The 15,650-nt window shown below is 69.1% G+C and carries 21 protein-coding genes; 16 read left to right on the top strand and 5 right to left on the bottom strand.

All coding sequences use genetic code 11. From position 1 onward, the window contains the following. Window positions 1–147: 147 nt before the first annotated feature. On the bottom strand, window positions 148–330 hold the full coding sequence (locus ACGFNU_RS31430) for an alpha/beta fold hydrolase (RefSeq protein ID WP_392599448.1): 183 nt from the start codon (window positions 328–330) through the stop codon (window positions 148–150). Window positions 331–1,029: 699 nt separating this feature from the next. Then, on the bottom strand, window positions 1,030–1,257 hold the full coding sequence (locus tag ACGFNU_RS31435; RefSeq protein WP_392599450.1) for a hypothetical protein: 228 nt from the start codon (window positions 1,255–1,257) through the stop codon (window positions 1,030–1,032). Window positions 1,258–1,301: 44 nt separating this feature from the next. On the opposite strand from ACGFNU_RS31435, the gene ACGFNU_RS31440 reads away from it, so the two are divergent. The 5 genes from ACGFNU_RS31440 (at window position 1,302) to ACGFNU_RS31460 (ending at window position 3,551) form a co-directional block, all read left to right on the top strand. Continuing rightward, a complete protein-coding gene (locus tag ACGFNU_RS31440; protein WP_392599452.1) occupies window positions 1,302–1,499 on the top strand; it encodes a hypothetical protein in 198 nt (65 codons plus the stop codon). Window positions 1,500–1,501: 2 nt separating this feature from the next. Beyond that, window positions 1,502–1,885, top strand: a complete 384-nt coding sequence (locus tag ACGFNU_RS31445) for a pyridoxamine 5'-phosphate oxidase family protein (protein WP_392599454.1) — start codon at window positions 1,502–1,504, stop codon at window positions 1,883–1,885. 189 nt (window positions 1,886–2,074) lie between these two features. Further along, window positions 2,075–2,287: a hypothetical protein gene (locus tag ACGFNU_RS31450; RefSeq protein ID WP_392599455.1), complete on the top strand. Its 213-nt coding sequence runs from the start codon at window positions 2,075–2,077 to the stop codon at window positions 2,285–2,287. A 31-nt stretch (window positions 2,288–2,318) separates the two neighbouring features. Beyond that, window positions 2,319–2,600, top strand: coding sequence for a hypothetical protein (locus ACGFNU_RS31455; RefSeq protein ID WP_392599456.1), 282 nt, complete (start codon window positions 2,319–2,321; stop codon window positions 2,598–2,600). 105 nt (window positions 2,601–2,705) lie between these two features. Next, window positions 2,706–3,551: a GNAT family N-acetyltransferase gene (locus ACGFNU_RS31460; protein ID WP_392599458.1), complete on the top strand. Its 846-nt coding sequence runs from the start codon at window positions 2,706–2,708 to the stop codon at window positions 3,549–3,551. A gap of 9 nt (window positions 3,552–3,560) precedes the next feature. Here the strand turns inward: ACGFNU_RS31460 and ACGFNU_RS31465 are convergent, their stop codons facing one another. Next, the gene (locus ACGFNU_RS31465; protein WP_392599460.1) at window positions 3,561–3,767 is read right to left on the bottom strand and encodes a DUF397 domain-containing protein; all 207 of its coding nucleotides are present in this window, start codon (window positions 3,765–3,767) and stop codon (window positions 3,561–3,563) included. Then, window positions 3,764–4,591: a Scr1 family TA system antitoxin-like transcriptional regulator gene (locus ACGFNU_RS31470; protein ID WP_392599461.1), complete on the bottom strand. Its 828-nt coding sequence runs from the start codon at window positions 4,589–4,591 to the stop codon at window positions 3,764–3,766. Before ACGFNU_RS31470 ends, ACGFNU_RS31465 begins: the two co-directional genes overlap by 4 nt. A gap of 149 nt (window positions 4,592–4,740) precedes the next feature. On the opposite strand from ACGFNU_RS31470, the gene ACGFNU_RS31475 reads away from it, so the two are divergent. Genes ACGFNU_RS31475 through ACGFNU_RS31485 form a run of 3 tightly spaced genes read left to right on the top strand, consistent with a single transcriptional unit; the run spans window position 4,741 to window position 6,130 of the window. Then, window positions 4,741–4,956 carry a hypothetical protein gene (locus ACGFNU_RS31475; RefSeq protein WP_392599462.1) on the top strand — a complete coding sequence of 72 codons (216 nt, stop codon included), beginning with the start codon at window positions 4,741–4,743 and terminating at the stop codon, window positions 4,954–4,956. Continuing rightward, complete coding sequence (locus tag ACGFNU_RS31480; RefSeq protein ID WP_392599463.1) at window positions 4,956–5,588, top strand: hypothetical protein; 633 nt, start codon at window positions 4,956–4,958, stop codon at window positions 5,586–5,588. Before ACGFNU_RS31475 ends, ACGFNU_RS31480 begins: the two co-directional genes overlap by 1 nt. Continuing rightward, window positions 5,585–6,130, top strand: coding sequence for a peptidoglycan-binding protein (locus ACGFNU_RS31485; protein WP_392599465.1), 546 nt, complete (start codon window positions 5,585–5,587; stop codon window positions 6,128–6,130). The genes ACGFNU_RS31480 and ACGFNU_RS31485 overlap by 4 nt, the downstream gene beginning before the upstream one ends. Here ACGFNU_RS31485 and ACGFNU_RS31490 read toward each other — a convergent pair. Then, entirely contained in the window at window positions 6,109–7,002 is an 894-nt protein-coding gene (locus ACGFNU_RS31490; protein WP_392599467.1) for a nitroreductase/quinone reductase family protein, read from the bottom strand. The two genes, ACGFNU_RS31485 and ACGFNU_RS31490, sit on opposite strands and share 22 nt — an antisense overlap. Window positions 7,003–7,272: 270 nt before the next feature. On the opposite strand from ACGFNU_RS31490, the gene ACGFNU_RS31495 reads away from it, so the two are divergent. The 8 genes from ACGFNU_RS31495 (at window position 7,273) to ACGFNU_RS31530 (ending at window position 15,631) form a co-directional block, all read left to right on the top strand. Continuing rightward, complete coding sequence (locus ACGFNU_RS31495) at window positions 7,273–8,313, top strand: LacI family DNA-binding transcriptional regulator (protein WP_392599469.1); 1,041 nt, start codon at window positions 7,273–7,275, stop codon at window positions 8,311–8,313. Continuing rightward, the gene (deoC, locus tag ACGFNU_RS31500; protein WP_392599471.1) at window positions 8,310–9,269 is read left to right on the top strand and encodes a deoxyribose-phosphate aldolase; all 960 of its coding nucleotides are present in this window, start codon (window positions 8,310–8,312) and stop codon (window positions 9,267–9,269) included. Before ACGFNU_RS31495 ends, deoC begins: the two co-directional genes overlap by 4 nt. Window positions 9,270–9,271: 2 nt before the next feature. Next, a complete protein-coding gene (locus ACGFNU_RS31505) occupies window positions 9,272–10,702 on the top strand; it encodes an aldehyde dehydrogenase family protein (protein ID WP_392599472.1) in 1,431 nt (476 codons plus the stop codon). After that, window positions 10,695–11,549 carry an aldehyde dehydrogenase family protein gene (locus ACGFNU_RS31510; protein ID WP_392599474.1) on the top strand — a complete coding sequence of 285 codons (855 nt, stop codon included), beginning with the start codon at window positions 10,695–10,697 and terminating at the stop codon, window positions 11,547–11,549. The genes ACGFNU_RS31505 and ACGFNU_RS31510 overlap by 8 nt, the downstream gene beginning before the upstream one ends. Before the next feature lie 102 nt (window positions 11,550–11,651). Beyond that, on the top strand, window positions 11,652–12,644 hold the full coding sequence (rbsK, locus tag ACGFNU_RS31515) for a ribokinase (protein WP_392599476.1): 993 nt from the start codon (window positions 11,652–11,654) through the stop codon (window positions 12,642–12,644). Next, window positions 12,641–13,045: a D-ribose pyranase gene (rbsD, locus tag ACGFNU_RS31520; protein WP_392599478.1), complete on the top strand. Its 405-nt coding sequence runs from the start codon at window positions 12,641–12,643 to the stop codon at window positions 13,043–13,045. Before rbsK ends, rbsD begins: the two co-directional genes overlap by 4 nt. A 13-nt stretch (window positions 13,046–13,058) precedes the next feature. Then, on the top strand, window positions 13,059–14,594 hold the full coding sequence (locus ACGFNU_RS31525) for a sugar ABC transporter ATP-binding protein (protein ID WP_392599479.1): 1,536 nt from the start codon (window positions 13,059–13,061) through the stop codon (window positions 14,592–14,594). Then, window positions 14,591–15,631, top strand: a complete 1,041-nt coding sequence (locus ACGFNU_RS31530) for an ABC transporter permease (RefSeq protein ID WP_392599481.1) — start codon at window positions 14,591–14,593, stop codon at window positions 15,629–15,631. Before ACGFNU_RS31525 ends, ACGFNU_RS31530 begins: the two co-directional genes overlap by 4 nt. Window positions 15,632–15,650 lie beyond the last annotated feature (19 nt).

The following is a 15,650-nucleotide window of genomic DNA, read 5'->3' on the forward strand; positions in this document are numbered from 1 at the left end:
TCGCCAGAGCCGAAAGTGTTCCCGGTCACTTTTGACCGATCCCAACCCCATGTTCGCTCGTCGTTCCGGCCTGGGGACGATCATGTGCCCGAGACGACCTCAACCCCGGTGGTACACCCGCGGCAGGGGCAAGAACATGGTCGCTGGTCACTTGCATCCTGACAAGAAATCGATCAGGAGCGCGTTGACCTCGGTGGGACGTTCCTGTTGCGGCCAGTGGCCGCAGCCGGGCAGGACGACCGGGTCGCGCGGGTTCGGCACGTACCGGCGCATGGCGTCGGTGTCCATGAAACGTGCGGCGGTGTCCATCTCGCCGGCGGCGAACAGCACCGGCTGCCGGACGGGGGTGGCGCCCAGGGCGGGCAGACCGGTCAGCAGCCTGACCGTCTCCTTCTTCGGCGATATGGACGTCGATGCCGTTGGCCTGCAACGTGCGGTGTCTCATGGCCTCCACGTTGGCAGGCCCACGCGGGAGCACGCGTCGTACCACGGTTGACTCCTGAGGTACTCCCCCCGGAGTAGCACTGGTGGTGGTCATGCCGGCGTGCCGCGGCATCGCCTGCACGATCTTCATCTCGGCGCCGGCTTTCAGGTGCCGGGCCACCGCGCCGTGCCGCAGGTCGTGCAACCGGATCTGCGGCAGCCCGGCCTCGAAGTCCAGCCGCTCGAACTGGTCAGTCACGTGTGCGGGACGCTGAGCCGCCCTCACGGGCGAAGAGGTAGCCGGAATCGACCCAGCCGTCGCCCCATGCGCTTGCGGCCCGGCCGGCAACTGGTGACCGGGATGCGCTGCTGGTGACGCCGGCCGGACTGAGAGACGACGAGGTCGCTGCGGCCTTTGGGCATCAAATACGGCACCATTGACCCCGGCTCGCTCGAATCTTCTCGACAGCAGGGGCGAACTGGCCACGAATGGCCATTCCAGCATAAAGGCTTACCCGAAGCCCGGCCGGACACCTGGCCGGCAAGCGTTTGCCTGGCCGGTGCGCCGCCATGGAAGCTTCGGGTAAGCCTTATTGAAATGCCCGGTCAGGGCTTGACACAGATGCCCTTACCGTTCTTCTTGAAAGCCTTGGCGATGCTGCGCGGGTGCCCGGTCGCCGACGGGGGGCTGTACCTCGGCGGGAACTTGATGACCACCAGGCCCACGGCCCGGTAGGCGCGCTTGCTCCTCACACAGGCGAGGTCGCCGCCCGTCCGGGCCTTGCCGGAGCCTCGGCTCGAACTGGCCTTGCCCGCCCGGCGGCCGTCGGTCATCCGTGAACTGACCGTGACGAGCGTCGCTCCGGCACCCGGGGCCGGTGCAGGTGACCGACAGGTGCGCGTTGATCTTCCGCTGCGCCGACGGCGTCTTCACCGCCCGTGCCGACCTGGCCGCGAGCATGCTGCGCGAATTGGAGGAGCGGCGGTACATCCGTACGGCCATGGGCGTCATCACCACGGACGTGAAGCCCAACATCGCCAAGCTGATCTGGAACGAGGGCGTGAAGAAGAAGTGAGCTTGGCGACGCTCCCTGCCGGTGCACGGACGTTCCTCAGCCGGCCCCGGACTGCCACCCTTACCACTCTTCGCCCCGACGGCCCCCCGCACGTCACCCCCGTCCGTTTCACCTTCGACGCGGCCACCGGCCTGGCGCGGGTGACCACCCGGGCGGCGACGCGCAAGGTCCGGAACGTGTCGGCGGGGGGACGGGCCGCGCTCTGCCAGGTGGACGGCATGCATTGGGTCACCCTCGAAGGCCGGGCCGTTGTCACCGACGACCCCGCGCGCCTGGCCGAGGCGGTCCGCCTCTACACCGCCCGCTACCGCATGCGCCCGCCTGCCCCGCCGGACCTGGTCGTCATCGAGATCACCGTCGACCGCGTCCTGAGCCTCAACCTCTGATGACGGCGGCCAGCAAAGGCCAGGAGCGGTGGCAGGCCGCTGAACAGCTCGCCGGGTAGCGCGACCGGTTCGAGCCAGAGCCGGTTCTGGCCGACGAGGGGCTGGGCACCCAATTTTGTATCGGGCGCCCAGCCCGGTTTGTGCTCGCTCAATGACGATGTCGCCGGTCGTCGAAGGAGGTCACGAGGCATGCCGACGCACGACGATCTGCGTGCGCTGTTCATCAACTGCACGCTCAAACGCTCGCCCGAGCCCAGCAACACGCAGGGGCTGATCGATCTCAGCGCGCACATCATGGAGAAGCAGGGCGTACGGGTCGACCACATCCGGGCGGTGGACCACGACATCGCCACCGGCGTGTGGCCGGACATGACCGAGCACGGGTGGCCGTCGGATGAGTGACCGGCCCTTCAGGAGCGGGTCATGGTCGCCGATGAACGTCCTCTACAGCCTTCAACACCTGGGCTATACGATCCCGCCGCAGGCGGACGCGGGCTGGATCGGCGAGGCGGGTCCCGGGCCGTCCTATCTCGATCCGGGCTCGGGCGGGCCGCAGAACGACTTCACCAACCGCAACACCACGTTCATGACCTGGAATCTTCTGCATCTGGCGCGGATCCTCAAGGACGCGGGCGGTGTCCCCGCCCACGGCAACCAGCACTCGGAATGGGATGCGGGCTGCCGCTTCGACTTCGAGAACCCCGAACACCGCTGAAATGCGGTGGAGCCGACCCGTACCCGCCGCTTATGGTCGGAAGGTCCTTGGTGCTGGTCGCCGTGCATGGGCCGACCGTCATCTGCCTATGGGGGGAAGGCTGACATGATCGGCGACCGGATCCCGCTGTTCTGCGACACCGCGCTGGCGGAGCGCATCGAGCGAGCGGAGGCGCAACTCATCGCCAGGGGCAGCGAGGCCGCCCGCCGCCGCGATCCCGATGGGTTCGTGCTCCCGATCGCCGGCGGGGTGGCGAGCTTCGCGGAGGAGAACTCCCCGTTCAACAAGGTCGCGGGGCTCGGCTTCGGCGGCGTGCCGACGACGGCCGAGCTGGACGAGATCGAGCGGGCTTTCGGCGCGCGGGGTGCCGCGGTGCAGGTCGAACTGGCCCATCTTGTGGACCCCGAGATCGGCGAGCTTCTGTCCCAGCGCGGATATCGGCTGGCGTCGTTCGAGAACGTCCTCGGACTCTCGTTGCAGAGCGGACGCGAGCCCAGTGCCGGGCCAGGGATCGAGATTCGGCTCAGCGGGGACGATGAGTTTCAGGCCTGGCTCGATGTCGTGGTGGACGGATTCGCCCACCCCGACGCTCAGGGGCTTCCCTCGCACGAGGACTTCCCGCGCGAGATCATCGGCAATGCAGTACGGGACCTCACCACCGCCGCCGGCGTCCGCCGCTACATCGCCTTGCGCGCGGGTGAGGCCGCCGGTGGTGCCAGCATCCGCATGGCGGACGGCATCGCCCAGCTCACCGGCGCCGCGACCGCACCCGCCCACCGGCGGCGGGGCGTCCAGACGGCGCTACTTTCGGCCCGCCTCGCGGACGCCTCGGCCGCGGGATGCGACGTCGCCGTCGTCACCACGCAGCCCGCGTCCAAATCTCAGCAGAACGCCCAGCGCCAAGGCTTCGACCTGCTGTACACCCGCGCCATCCTCATCAAACAGCCGTGACCGCCCGCCTCAGAGGTCGAGCCCGCCGTCCTTGATCCGCTGGGCGAACGCCCCCCAGTCCGCCGCCCCGAACACCAGCCGAGGCCCGTCCGGATCTTTGGAATCCCGCACCGCGACGCTCGCATCAAGATCGGCAACCTCAACGCATTGACCGCCCGTGTCATCGCTGCGGCTGCTCTTCCGCCACTTCAACGTCGAGAGATCTGTGGTTCTCATATGCTCTCCAAGATCGAGCGAAGCAGCTTCAGGGTGTCATCCGCGGACATCGCCGCCCCCCTGATCAGATCGAACCGTAGCGCATACCCACGAACGCCGTCGGTGTGCTCGATCAATTGTGCGCCCATGTGGCCGCCGACATGAACCACCTCGGGATCACAGTCAAAACCCATGATCGTGAACGCTCCGGGAAGCCCCGCATACGCCCCTCTGTCGGCCGGAACGATCTGCAGTGTGATGTTCGGCCGCTCGGCCAACTCGATGAGCCGCTGAATCTGCTCGCGCATGACTCCTCGATCACCGACGGGACGTCGTACCGCGCCTTCGTCGAAGACGGCAACGATGTGCGGCGGGGCCTCGCCTTCAAGGAGCTCTTGGCGCTCCATTCGTGTCGTGACGAGTTGCTCGACCACCTCTGAGGTTCGTCCCGCCTTCAACACCTGGTAGGCGTACGTACGAGTCTGGAAAAGGCCCGTGATCACCATGGTCTCGAAGATGTGCATCACCGTCGCCTCGGCCTCGTGCTCAAGAAAGTCAGGAAAGCCAGGCGGGAGGAGCTGCAGGCGCCCGAGCAACTGGATCCACGTCCAGATTCGGTGAAATGTTCCATTCGTCTGGAAGAACGTGTCGCAGTCCTTGGCGAAATCCTCGGACGGAGTGCTCTTGCCCGCTTCTACCTGGCCGATCCACTGTGGCGTGTAGCCGAGTTGCTCGGCGAGTTGCGGACGGGACAAACCGGCCGCCTCGCGGTAGGCGCGGAGCTCGGTACCGAAGTATTCGGTTGGTGATTGCGGGACACCAGGGTCACGGGGGCGACGGGGCATCGGGCACTCCGATGATTCGAAACCGGGGGCGGTTTCCAACGGCCGACAGGGGCTTTCGGACGGTGGGCTTCTTGCTCTTTCCGAGCGTACGGCGATCACAGCAAGCTTGTGGTCAGTAACCCAGAGTTGCCGACCTGTGAGGCCTGACCATGTACACGAACCCCGATGACCAGACGCTCTCCCGGCTCCGCGCCGACTTCCCCGGTCACCGCATCTGGCGATCGACGCGGTACGACGGCCTCCCGGGCGACTGGGTCGCGACCCTCCGCGACACGTGGGCGGGCGTCGATCCGACCGTGATCCGCGACAGCGCCGCCGACCTGCGGCAGGCGCTCGACGCCGAACGCGAACGGAGGACCCGGTGATGACGCAACGGCGGCCGAGCCGCTGGCGCGCGTGGTTCGGCCGGGCGAAAAGGGGCCGGGCGGCCGGTGATCGCCCGGGGTGCACCGTCCGCGCGGCCCCTTCCCCGATCCTGCACTTGGACCGCCTCGCCGACGCGCTCGCGCGCAAGGGCTTGGCGACGCTCCCCCGCTACGCGGACGACCGCCCCGGGCTGCGGGTCTACCTGCCGTCCGCCGCTCACATCGGCGAGACGATCGCCGTCGATCCCGGTGGTCGCGCGGACGAGTGGTGGTATCGGACGAGCACCGGCATCCTGCTCGGAACGCACCACGATCCGGCTGCCGCGGCGGAGACGATCGCGCTCCTTCTTGGACGGTGGCTTCCGGCCGCATGGGGCGTCATCCCGGCCCGGGAGATGACGGTGGCCGAGGTACGGCAGCGCTTTCCGGGTGTCTCCTGCTGGTGGGGCATCCACACCCGGCAGTGGTGGGCCCTCATTCCACGTGGGGCTTCCTCGCGCCTGGTCAGCGCGCTCACTCCGGACGCCCTCGCGCGGGCCATCCTCAAGGCCGCCGGAATATCGGTGCGAACAATTCATGGTCATCCGTCCTCTAACCCTGACGTCATCAGAAGCGTTCGGGAGGGCGAATGAAGATCAAGCGGGTGGCGATCGCGGGGCTGGCTGCCGCTGGGATCGTGGTGGGTGGAACGGCCATACCGGCGTCGGCCGACACCCATCCTTACTCCAACAATGGGCTTGGGCCTCACCCGATTCTTCGGTATGGGCAGGTGAACGAGAACGTCCGCGCCCTGCAGTGGATGCTGAACTGCGAGGGACATACGTTGAAGACGCCCTCGCGATTCGGCCCGCAGACCCTTCAGGCGGTCAAGAATCTCCAGGCCAAGCACCATGTGGACCAGGGCGCGGACGGAAATGTCGGCGCGGCCACCTGGCACAGCCTGTACATGTCTTCCGCGTCCACCCGCCACGGAAGTAAGAACGACTGCGTAAAGGCCGTCCAGGTCCTGCTCAACAAATGGAAGTACAACGACGACCTGCCGATCACGGGTTATCAAGGCGATCGCACCACGCGCAAGCTTCAGCGCTTTCAGAAGGAACACGGCCAGGCCGCGACCGGTTATGCGGACCACGACACCTTCCACAAATTGATCTACATTCCGGCAGGCAAGTGATCCGAGGGTCGAGGCACCGGTTCCAGGACGAGGACCGGGATTTCGCGGTCGGTTCCGCGCTGGTACTCGGCGTAATCCGGGAACGCGTCGACGGCCCGGCGCCACCAGAGGGCCTTCTCGTCTCCGGACAGCTCGCGTGCCCGGTAGGCCCGGGTCTCTGTGCCGTCCTGGAGTTCGATGAGCGGCTCGGCCAGCAGGCTGGCGTACCACTGTGGGTTGGTCGGCGCGCCGCCCATGGACGCGACGACCGCGTAGCGGCCTCCGTGCTCGACGCGCATCAGCGGGGTCTTGCGGATCTTGCCGGTCTTGGCGCCCCGGTAGGTCATCAGGACGGTGGGCCGGTCGCTCATCGTGACGCCGTCGGTCGTGCCGGTGCGCATGATCTGCTCGACGTGCTCGCGGACCCAGTCCAACGCGCTCGGTTCGTACTCACCGGTCAACGTTGTGCCGCGGTCCACGTTGCCGGTCAAGGTCCGGAGGATGCCGGGCAGTTCTGCCCGCGTCTGGGCGGGCAGGCCGGCCGCTGTTTCCTCGGCCAGGGCTTGCCAGAGTTGCTCGATCTGGGCTGTGAGAGCCTTGCCGCTGTCGGTGAGCTCGATGGTTGTGGCGCGCTTGTCGGGGGCCGGTGCGCGGCGGAGGTGGCCGGCGGCTTCGAGTTTGCCGGTCATGCGCGTGACGCTGGGCGGCTCGCAGCCGAGCGCCTCGCTGAGCCGGGACTGGATCATCGGGCCCGTGCGAGCGAGTTCGAGCAGGAGCGCCTCTTGTCCGGGGTGCAGGCCGAGCGGGGCCAGCAGCGTCGCGGCCCTGGCCCGGTGGCGCAGGCTCAGCAGGCGGATGGCCTGGTTGAGGTCGTCGGCGTACGCGAGATCCATGGGGTCTCCCTGAATTGGTTATGTGCATAATGTTATCCGCATAACTAATTTCTTCGCAACGAGTGTGGCTACTGAAATCGGTTTCTGTTCTAGGCGTCGAGATGGGCCGCATCGCCTCTGGGAGCGGCCGTGCCGTCGAGGTTGACGAGGTCAGAGCCGTGCCGGGCGGCCAAAACAATCTTCCTGGGCATGCTTGACATCCGGGACATGGCTGCTGCAATCATTCTCTGACATCGATTTCAGTGACGTACGCAACAGGCAGGAGCTGATGTGGCCACCATCCACGATGTGGCGGCACGGGCCGGAGTCTCGCCCGCCACCGTCTCGCGGTTCCTGCGGGGGCAGCGGGTCCGGTCGGCCGAGGCGATCCGGGCCGCCGTGGATGAGCTGGGCTTCCAGCCGAACCTCGCGGCGCAGTCCCTGAAGTCCGGCCGCACGCGGGCCATCGGGGTGGTCGTGCCCGACATCACCAACCCCTACTTCGCGGCGGTCGTCAAGGGCATGGAGTCGGTCAGCCGCGAGCGGGGGTACCGCCTGCTGCTGGCCAACACGGACGAGAGCGCCGAGCGCGAGGCCGAACTGCTCGCCGAGATGGCGCGCCAGGTGGACGGGATCATCCTGGCCCCCGTCACCGAGCACGAGGAGGCCCCGCTGGAGCTGCGCGACAGCGGGGTGCCGGTGGTCTTCATCGACCGTGACCTCGCCGATGGCGAGAGCTTCGACGCGGTGCTCGTCGACAACCTGGAGGGTGGCCGGAAGGCCGCCGAGCACCTGCTGGCGCTCGGTCACACCCGGATCGCGATGATCAGTGGGGGCCAGGAGTCCACGCCGGGCCGCTACCGCCGGGCCGGTTTCATGGAGGTCCTTGAGGCCGCCGGGATCGAGATGCCGCCGGAGCTCGATCTGATCGGCGACTTCCGCGAGGAACGCGCGTACCAGCTCACGCTGGCCCTGCTCTCGCTGGTCGAGCCGCCCACCGCCATCTTCACCGCCAGCAACCTCACGACGCTGGGCACCCTCAAGGCGCTGCACGACATGCGGGTGGACATTCCGGGCCAGATCAGCGTGATCGGCTTCGACGACCTCGACACCGGTCCGCTGCTCAGGCCCGCCCTGACGGTCGTCGACCGGCCGATGGTCGAGCAGGGGGTGCTCGCCATGCGGCTGCTGCTGCACCGGTTCGGCGACGAGGAGACCCAGGACCTCCCCCGGCGCATCGTGCTGGGCATCAAGATCATCGAACGGGCGTCGACCGCGCCGCCCCCGGGACCGCACGGCCCGGCAACCCGTCGAACGGGAAGGAACCGATGACCGTGACCACGACGGTAGAGGCCGGATCGTCGGCCGAGCTGCGCGCGTTCCTGCACGGGCTGCCGGGCGTCGACCAGGTCGGGGCGGAGGAACGGGCCGCGCGGCTGGCGACGCGTTCGATCAAGACGTCCGCCAAGGCCGAGGCGATCGATCTGGCGATCTCGATGGTCGATCTGACGACCCTGGAGGGCGCCGACACGGCGGGCAAGGTCCGGGCGTTGTGCGTCAAGGCGGCGCACCCGGATCCGGCCGATCCGGGTGCGCCCAAGGCGGCGGCGGTGTGCGTGTATCCCGACATGGTCGGCGTGGCGGTCGAGGCCCTCAAGGGGACGGGCGTCGGCGTGGCGAGCGTGGCCACGGCGTTCCCTTCGGGACGGGCGCCGATGGAGGCCAAGCTGATCGACACGCGGGCGGCGGTGCAGGCGGGCGCGAGTGAGATCGACATGGTGATCGACCGGGGCGCCTTCCTGGCCGGGGACTACACCAAGGTCTACGAGGAGATCGTCGCGACCAAGCAGGCGTGCGGCGGCTCGGTGAACGGCGGGCATGGCGCGCATCTGAAGGTGATCCTGGAGACCGGTGAGCTCGTCACCTACGACAATGTGCGGCGCGCGTCGTGGCTGGCGATGCTGGCGGGCGCCGACTTCATCAAGACCTCCACGGGCAAGATCTCCCCGGCGGCGACGTTGCCGGTGACGCTGGTGATGCTGGAGGCGGTGCGTGACTTCCGGGACGAGACGGGGCGCATGGTCGGGGTCAAGCCGGCGGGCGGTATCCGGACCACCAAGGACGCGATCAAGTATCTGGTGCTGGTGAACGAGACCGCCGGATCCGACTGGCTGACCCCGGAGTGGTTCCGCCTCGGCGCCTCCACGCTGCTCAACGATCTGCTGATGCAGCGCCGCAAGCTCACGACCGGGGTCTACTCCGGTCCCGACTACTTCACCTTGGATTGATCATGGATCTGGAGTACGCCCCGGCTCCCGAGTCGCGGAGCATCGTCGACATCCAGCCGTCGTACGGGCTGTTCGTCGACGGCGAGTTCACCGAGGCCGGCGGGACCGCGTTCAAGACGATCGATCCTGCGAGCGAGGAGGTCCTCGCCGAGATCGGCACGGCGACCGCCGCCGATGTCGATCGGGCGGTGGCCGCCGCGCGCCGGGCCTATGACAAGGTGTGGGGTCCGATGCCGGGTCGGGAGCGGGCCAAGTATTTGTTCCGGATCGCGCGGATCGTTCAGGAGCGGTCGCGTGAGCTGGCGGTGCTGGAGTCGATCGACAATGGCAAGCCGATCCGTGAGTCGCGGGATGTCGATCTGCCGTTGGTCGCGGCGCATTTCTTCTACTACGCGGGGTGGGCTGACAAGCTGGGGCATGCCGGGTTCGGTTCCGATCCCAAGCCGTTGGGTGTGGCGGGTCAGGTGATTCCGTGGAACTTCCCGCTGTTGATGCTGGCGTGGAAGATCGCTCCGGCGCTGGCGTGCGGCAACACCGTGGTGCTCAAGCCCGCTGAGACCACGCCGTTGACGGCGTTGGCGTTCGCCGAGATCTGCCGCCAGGCCGAGTTGCCGCCGGGCGTGGTCAACATCATCACCGGCGCCGGCGAGACCGGCCGGGCGCTGGTCGAGCATCCCGGCATCGACAAGGTGGCCTTCACGGGATCGACCGAGGTGGGCAAGCAGATCGCTCGGGCGGTCGCGGGCACTCCCAAGAAGCTGACGCTGGAGCTCGGTGGCAAGGCCGCCAACATCGTCTTCGACGACGCGCCGTTGGATCAGGCGGTCGAGGGCATCGTCAACGGGATCTTCTTCAACCAGGGTCACGTGTGCTGTGCCGGGTCGCGTCTTCTGGTGCAGGAGTCGGTGGCCGAGGAGTTGCTGGAGCGGCTCAAGCGGCGGATGGCCACGCTGCGCGTCGGTGACCCGCTGGACAAGAACACCGACATCGGCGCGATCAACTCCGCCGAACAGCTCGCCAAGATCCAGGAGCTGTCCCAGGCGGGTGAAGCCGAGGGCGCCACTCGCTGGTCACCGGCATGTGAACTGCCCCAGCGCGGATTCTGGTTCACCCCGACGGTGTTCACCAACGTCGCCCAGTCGCACCGCATCGCCCGCGAGGAGATCTTCGGCCCGGTGCTGTCGGTGCTGACCTTCCGCACCCCCGACGAGGCGATCACCAAGGCCAACAACACCCCCTACGGCCTGTCGGCCGGGGTCTGGACCGAGAAGGGTTCGCGCATCCTCTGGATGGCCGAACGCCTGCGCGCCGGCATCGTCTGGGCCAACACCTTCAACAAGTTCGATCCCGCGTCGCCGTTCGGCGGCTACAAGGAGTCCGGCTTCGGCCGCGAAGGCGGCCGGCACGGACTGGAGGCCTACCTCAATGTCTGAGCGACTCGCCGTCCGCAAGACCTACAAGCTGTTCATCGCGGGCGCCTTCCCCCGCTCCGAATCCGGCAGGTCGTACGTGGTCAACGACGGCAAAGGCAACTTCCTCGCCAACGCCTCCCAAGCCTCCCGAAAAGACGCACGCGACGCCGTCACCGCCGCACGCAAAGCCTTCGGCGGCTGGTCCGCACGCACCGCCTACAACCGCGGCCAAATCCTCTACCGCATCGCCGAAATGCTGGAAGGCCGCCGCGCCCAGTTCACCGACGAACTGCGCGCCACCGGCCTCGCCAAAGCAGCCGCCAACGCCGAACTCGACGCCGCCATCGACCGCTGGGTCTGGTACGCCGGATGGGCCGACAAGCTCGCCACCGTCACCGGCTCCGCCAACCCCGTCGCCGGGTCGTTCTTCAACTTCTCCACCCCCGAACCCACCGGCGTCGTCGCCGTCATCGCCCCCGACTCCCCGCTGCTCGGCCTCGTCTCCGTCGTCGCCCCGGCCATCGTCTCGGGCAACACCTGCGTGGTCGTCGCGTCCGAACCCGCTCCCCTGCCCGCCATCACCCTCGCCGAAGTCCTGGCCACCTCCGACCTGCCCGCCGGTGTCCTCAACGTCCTCACCGGAAACCGCGCAGAACTCGCGCCGTGGCTCGCCTCCCACATGGACGTGAACGCCATCGACCTCGCTGGCACCCCCCACGACCAGGTCAAGGCTCTGGAACAGGCCGCCACCGGCAACCTCAAACGCGTCCTTCGCCCGGCCGGCGACGACTGGGCCGCCACCCCCGGCACCGAACGCATGACCGCGTTCCTGGAAATCAAGACCGTCTGGCACCCGGTCGGCGTCTGACCGGCCGCGCTCCGACCCACAACTCCACCCCACCAAGGACACGGCACCCCGCCGTGACCTCTCTTCACTCATGCCTCGATCGGCTGGAACAGGAGGACCGCGATGGCACCCCACGGTGTTCTCGTCGTCGGCAGCATCACCGCGGACGTGACCGCGTTCAGCACCCGCCTGCCGCGCCGCGGCGAGACCGTGCTCGGCGACGACTTCACCCTCGTCCTCGGCGGGAAGGGCGCCAACCAGGCGGTCGCCGCCGCCCGGGCGGGGGCGCGGACGTGGCTGGCGGGATGCGTCGGCCGGGATCCGTTCCGCGACATCGTGCTGGACGGCCTGCGCTCGCACGGCGTCGAGCTGGGCGAGGTCCGGACCGTCGAGGGCCGGACGGGGGTCGCGCACATCCGCGTGGACGCCTCCGGGGAGAACGACATCGTCATCACCCCCCTCGCCAACGCCGATCTCAGCGTCGAGATGGTCGACGAGAGCATTCGCGCGACCCGGGGCGAGGTCGGGGTGATGCTCCTCCAGCTGGAGGTGCCCGTCGCGACGACCTTCCACGCGGCGAAGGCGGGCGCGGCGGCGGGCCTGACGGTCGTGCTCGACCCGGCTCCGGCGCAGCCGCTGCCCGCCGACATCTGGCAGTACGTGGACGTGATCACCCCGAACGAGAGCGAGGCGGCCGCGCTGACCGGCGTCGAGGTCACCGACGCCGCGTCCGCGGAACAGGCGGCGCGGTGGTTCCTGGACCGCGGCGTCAAGCACGCGCTCATCACGCTCGGCGCGGCGGGCGCCGTCTCGGTCACCCGGGAGCGCACCCGGCTGTTCACCGCCTACGAGGTGACCGCCGTGGACACCACCGCCGCCGGTGACGCCTTCACCGGGTCGCTCGGCGCGGCGCTCGCCGCCGGGGCGGAGATGGAACGTGCCATCCGGCGGGGCATGGCCGCCGGAGCGCTGGCCACGACGCGGCCGGGCGCCAGCCCGTCCCTGCCCGGCCGGGCGGACGTGGACGCACTGATCGAGACCAGGGGCGAAAGCACCGAGACCGGCGGCGAAGGCACCGGCAGCACGGACACAGCCATGGAAGGAGCCGCCCGATGAGGCGCAACAACGGCACGCTCAACGGCCAGCTGGCCCGGGTGATCTCCGAGGTCGGGCACACCGACCAGGTGGTGGTCACCGACGCCGGGCTGCCCATCCCCGCCGGGGTGGAACGGGTCGACCTGGCGGTGCGGGAGAACCTGCCGCGCTTCCTCGACCTGCTCGACGTCGTCCTCGACGAGCTCTCCGTCGAGGGGGTCCTGATGTCGGCGGAGATCCGGGATCACAGTCCGGAGATGCTCGCGGAGATCGAGAAGCGGTTCGAGCGCCTCGGCGTCACGCCGCGGTTCGTCCCGCACACGGAGTTCAAGCAGGCCACGGGCGCGGCTCGGGCGGCGGTGCGGTCGGGAGAGTTCACCCCGTACGCCAACGTGCTGCTCACCGCGGGCGTCGTCTACTGACGGGGAGACCGACATGCGCATCCAGCTTGTCGACGTGCACAAGTCGTTCGGCGAGAACCACGTGCTGCGGGGCGTCAGCCTCGCGATGGAGCCGGGCGAGGTCGTCGCGCTGTGCGGCGAGAACGGGGCCGGGAAGTCCACGCTCACGCGGATCATCTCCGGCGCCCACCAGCCCGACGGCGGCCAGATCCGCATCGACGGGGAGGCCACGGCGCTGAAGGATCCGCAGGCCGCCATGGCCCACGGCATCGAGGTCATCTACCAGGAGTTCCAGCAGAACCTGTTCCCGAACCTCAGCGTCGCGGAGAACATGCACGTCCTGGACCGCGAGCGGCGGTTCGGCCGGGTGAACGTGGCCAAGCGGCGGATGGCCGAGGCCTCCGCGGCGGCGCTCGCCGAGCTCGGCATGACCGTCGACGTGCGCCGTCCGGTCGGCGAGCTGAGCGTCGCCGAACGGCAGATGGTCGAGATCGCCAAGGCCATGACGCACAAGCCCCGGCTGCTGATCCTGGACGAGCCGACCGCGGCGCTGGACGAGCGCGAGTCCGAGCGGCTGTTCGAGCAGGTGCGGCGGCTGAAGCGGACCGGCGTGACGATCGTCTACATCACGCACCGGCTGGACGAGGCGTTCGACCTCTCCGACCGGATGGTGGTGCTCCGCGACGGCAAGGTGACCCTCGACCAGCCGACCGGGCTGCTCGACGCGAACCAGGTCGTCACCGCCATGGTGGGCAACGCGGTGGACGACTTCTATCCCAAGGAGCGCAACGCCACCGACGAGGTCGTGCTCCGGGTGCGCGGCGCCACCGGCGGCACCCGAGCGGCGACCCCCGGCACGGGCGGGGCCGCCGGTGGCGCCGCCTTCCAGGACATCGACCTGGACGTGCGGGCCGGCGAGGTGGTCGGCATCGGCGGCGTCGTCGGCTGCGGGCGCAGCGAGCTGCTCCGCGCGCTGTTCGGGCTCCACCCGCTGACGGCCGGCGTCGTCAGCGTCGCGGGCGAGCCGGTCAGGCCGCGCGGCCCGCGGCACGCGATCCGCGGGCACATCGCCTACCTGACCCCCGACCGGTCCGGCGAGGGGCTGGCCATGAACCAGTCCGTCGAGGCGAACGTGTCGCTGGCCTCGCTGGAGCGCTTCAGCACGGCCGAGGTCGTGCGGCGCGGCAGCGAGCGCGCCGCCACCGGCGCGGTGATGGCCGACCTGCGGGTGCGGGCGGCGTCGCCGTCGATCCCGGTCGGCTCGCTGTCGGGCGGCAACCAGCAGAAGGCCCTGTTCGCCAAGTGGGTGATGACCGGTCCGCGAGTGCTGCTCATGGACGAGCCGACGCGCGGTGTCGACGTCGGCGCCAAGACCGAGATCTACCGGATCATCAACCGGCTGACCGCCGACGGCGTGGCCGTCCTGCTCGTCAGCTCCGACCTGCCCGAGCTCGTCGCCATGTCCGACCGGGTCGTGGTGATGCGCGACGGGCGGCTGGTCGCCGAGCTCACCGGCGACGACGTGGCCGAACAGTCCATCCTCGAACACGCACTGGTAGGTGCCGCATGACCTCGACCGTCCCGAGCCCGGCGACCCCGTCGCGGCTCTCGAACGCGGCCTCCGCCGCGCGCCGGCTGCGCGCGGTCTGGATGCTGCTGCTGGTCGGGATCATCCTGACCTTCGCCTCCCCGGTGTTCCTGACGCACACGAACCTGATGAACGTCGGGCTGGCCACGTCCGTCGCGGCGCTGCTCGCGGTCGGGCAGAGCTACGTGATCATCCTGGCCGAGATCGACCTGTCGGTGGGCGCGTCGCTGGGCTTCTCGGCCGTCGTCACCGCGATGACCCTGCGCGACTACGGGCTCCTGCCCGCGCTGGCGGCCGGGCTCGGCGTCGGCGCCGGGGTCGGCCTGGTGAACGGGCTGCTGGTCACCAAGACCCGGATGCCGTCGTTCATCGCGACGCTGGCGACCATGTCGGTGCTGTCGGGACTCAGCCTCCAGATCACCGGCGGCAACCCGGTCGCCGTCACCGACTACGACTTCCAGGGCATCGGGCAGAGCAAGCTCGCCGGCATCCCCGTCCCCGTGGTGATCATGCTGGCGGTGTTCGCGGCGTTCGGCTTCCTGCTCGCCCGGACGCGGTTCGGCCGGCACGTCTACGCCACCGGCGACAACCCCGAGGCCGCCCGGCTCTCGGGCATCCACACCGACCGCGTCAAGATCCTCGCGTTCATGATCAGCGGGGTGCTGGCGGCGCTGGCGGGGTTCATCCTCACCGCCCGGCTGTCCACCGCCGAGCCGACCGCCGGCACCGGCCTGGAGCTGGAGGCCATCGCCGCTGTGATCATCGGCGGCACCAGCCTGGCCGGCGGCCGCGGCACCCTGCTCGGCACGCTCGTCGGCGCCCTCGTGCTCGGGGTCATCGACAACGGGATGAACCTGCTGGACGTCTCGCCGTTCCTGCAGAGCGTCGTCAAGGGCCTGGTCATCCTGCTCGCCGTCTTCCTCGACCGCAACGTCGACGTGCTGCGCGCCCTGCTGCCACGGCGTTCCGGCCCCGCCGCACCGACCCCGGCCACCGCCGATACCGCCGTCAAGGCCTGACCTCGTCCACCCCGCAGCA

Origin of the sequence: Spirillospora sp. NPDC048911, assembly GCF_043198015.1 — a bacterium.
GTDB lineage: Bacteria > Actinomycetota > Actinomycetes > Streptosporangiales > Streptosporangiaceae > Spirillospora.